Here is a 3,043-nt window from a genome sequence, read left to right as displayed (position 1 = left end):
ACCGTTCTTGCCGGAACACGTTATATTTCAACAGGATACCAAAGCCACACCCACCTTTCAGCTATTTTTCATGAATAAGGCAGGTTTACAGAAGAAGGCCGCCTACGGGAGCAACACTTTGATGGCAATCAATTTCATGATCTTGTGTGCTTTGGTCTTTTAAGCAACGAGTGGCAAACACAGGCTGAGAATTAAGCAATGAATGAGTGCAAAATTGTAATTGCTGGCCGGGAAATTTCCAGGAGCCAGCCACCTTATGTTATTGCTGAACTGTCAGCCAACCATAACGGCAAGCTGGAAACAGCTCTGAGAATCATTGAAGAGGCCGCTAAAACCGGTGCCGATGCCGTCAAACTGCAAACCTATCGCCCGGATACCATTACTTTAAACTCAGATGCAGAGGAGTTCAAAATCAAGGGTGGGCTTTGGGATGGCCGAACTCTCTACGAACTCTATGAAGAAGCCCACATGCCATGGGAATGGCACAAGCCGTTGTTTGAACATGCCAACAAACTTGGCATCACGATTTTCAGCTCCCCGTTTGATCCAACTGCTGTAGACCTGCTTGAAGATTTAAACACTCCTGCTTACAAAATCGCCAGTTTTGAGGCCGTTGATTTACCGCTTATCGAATACGTCGCACGTACTGGAAAACCGATGATCATCTCTACCGGCATGGCAGACGCCGAAGAAATTCAGGAAGCGATTGATGCTGCCAAGGGGGCAGGCTGCAAAGAGTTAGCCATTCTGCATTGTGTCAGCGGTTATCCTGCTCCGGCAGCAGATTACAACCTGAGAACCATTCCAGACATGATTGAGCGCTTTGGCCTGGTGACAGGCTTATCGGATCACACATTGGACAATACCACTGCGATTACCAGTGTTGCACTGGGTGCGTCCATTATAGAAAAACACTTTACGCTGGATCGAAAGGGTGGCGGGCCGGATGATAGTTTTTCACTGGAACCTTCAGAGCTTCTCGCTCTCTGCCGCGACAGTAAAACGGCCTGGCAGGCTTTAGGGAAGGTCGATTATGGCCGTAAATCCAGCGAGCAAGGCAATGTACAGTTTCGTCGATCCTTGTATTTTGTGAAAGACATGAAGGCAGGTGATGTCATTACAGAAGACTGCATACGCAGTGTGAGACCTGGGTTTGGTTTAGCACCAAGGTATTTTAATGATTTAATGGGCAAGAGGCTTCTGCAACCTGTTAAAAGCCACCAGCCTGTAATGAAAAATGATGTGGAGTAGTTAAAGTTGAAAATTCCAGAAATTTATCTTAGCAGTGATTTTGTAAACAACTTAGCACAAAATACCTTTTGTGGATCACATGCGTGGCACCGTCTACTTAGCTGGCTATCTGTCGATCAACCTTTCCAGGATTTCATGGAAATATGGCAGAATAAATTTATGCATCCATTCCACAACAATGATACTTTAGATAATCTGCCGCCAGTTGATGGGGCTCTAGAGCCATTTTTTGACGACCTGTACCCTGCGCAGTTTATTCTCAGGATGGCTCAGATTGCTGAAAAGAAAAAGCTGTCATGGTTATTTAGCGCACTGAATAATGAGCAACAAGAAATACTTCATGACTGGCTGATTGATTCAAAAATTGACGCTGAGAAAAGCATTATTGCGGATAATTGGACTACAGCACTAGATGAAAAATCATTGATAATCAGCAACACACATTTATATAAAAGCTTGACAGCTGAAGTCATGTCGGTTATCAGTCAACTAGCCAATACAAAAAACAAAAAAAAGGATTCAGCATGAAGCATCCTGCCATCATATCCACTCTACTTGACAGGCAAGCGGTTGCAGTCGACAAATTCATAAAGACTACAAAATTCAATATCATAACACCGCGACTTTTTTCTGACACCCATCAGAGTATAGCAAAGAGAAACCAGGTCGAATGCCACGTTATTGAAAATGAAATCTACAACAATACAATCAAAGTTGATTGCAAAAAGGAAGAAGCCAGAATCATCAGCCTGATGAGCGAATCAAAAGAAGACCTTAAATTATGGCTGAAAGAAAAATCATACCCAGATGCTTTTTCAGATTCAATTATAAACCATGTCATAAATAGAACACCAAAACTTGTTAGAATGTTTTTAGCGCTGGAGTCACTCAAGTCAAAGCATGATATCAAAGCGCTATTCATCAACCAGGAATACATGGTACACGAGGCAAGCCTTCTCCAATGGTGTAAAGCAAACAACATTCCAGTCGTTCATATATGTCATAGCCCTTATCCTGCAAGAAGTGTCGCATCCGTCCGACATTTCATTTCCGATCACGTTTCACTCGCGTCTGAGCGTTGTACAGAAACCCTGGATGATATCGGATCAAAGGAGTGCACAAGACATATAACAGGAATGGTTAATTGGGACACATACCGTAATATAGACTTCACCACACTTGAGACCTTAAGAAAAAACCTGTCTATCAGTGACGATGCACTAATTATCAGTTTTTTCACTACTTACCCAGCAAAAGACTGCTCTACGGGTGACTCTGAAGTTTACCACAAGACGCTTAATGCATTTTTATCAGCAGCCTCAACCCTTATCAACACAACAGAAAAACCCATACATTTTATCGTAAAGGATAGGCCATCAGGAACAAGTTTCACCAAAGAGGAAATATCCTCTAAAGCTAAAAAGCTCGGCCTTGATAACCATCTTTCTTACGTGTTCGATCGCCCGGAATCTATTATTGTCTTATCAGATATCACCATCTCATCTGGTTCCAGCATTGCCTTTGAAAGTATGTCCATGGGTAAAGCCACAGTTGATCTGGTACCACGCCAGAACTTTTTGAGTAGTCTCTGTTTTGGTGCTGATGACGGTGTTATACAAGTCAATGTAAAAGGATTGGTACCTGCACTTAAACGCCTGATTGAAGATGAAGATTACCGAGAAGAGGTTGCTGAAAAAGGATTCAACAACCAGAGGTATGTTTACCCAACCCAAGAGTTACGAGCCACACAAGACACAACTGCACTTTTACTCGATATTTGTGGCTTCAAGGA

At 42.9% G+C, this 3,043-nt stretch carries 3 protein-coding genes; all 3 read left to right on the top strand.

What is annotated here, in order from left to right; all coding sequences use genetic code 11:
* The first annotated feature begins 198 nt into the window (after positions 1–198).
* On the top strand, positions 199–1,251 hold the full coding sequence (gene pseI, locus IBX50_RS19130; protein WP_292257993.1) for a pseudaminic acid synthase: 1,053 nt from the start codon (positions 199–201) through the stop codon (positions 1,249–1,251).
* Between the two features lie 6 nt (positions 1,252–1,257).
* Positions 1,258–1,779, top strand: a complete 522-nt coding sequence (locus IBX50_RS19125; protein ID WP_292257992.1) for a hypothetical protein — start codon at positions 1,258–1,260, stop codon at positions 1,777–1,779.
* Positions 1,776–3,043: hypothetical protein (locus tag IBX50_RS19120; protein WP_292257991.1), on the top strand; the 1,268-nt coding region annotated here is incomplete at its 3' end. The genes IBX50_RS19125 and IBX50_RS19120, both read left to right, overlap by 4 nt.

The organism is Marinospirillum sp., from assembly GCF_014859565.1.
Note: the sequence above shows the minus strand (reverse complement) of the source record. Positions and strands in the feature narration are given on the sequence as shown.

Bases quoted from the DNA above. Each gene is read 5' to 3' on its own strand.
- pseI (WP_292257993.1), top strand. From the start codon at position 199: ATGAATGAGTGCAAAATTGTAATTGCTGGCCGGGAAATTTCCAGGAGC.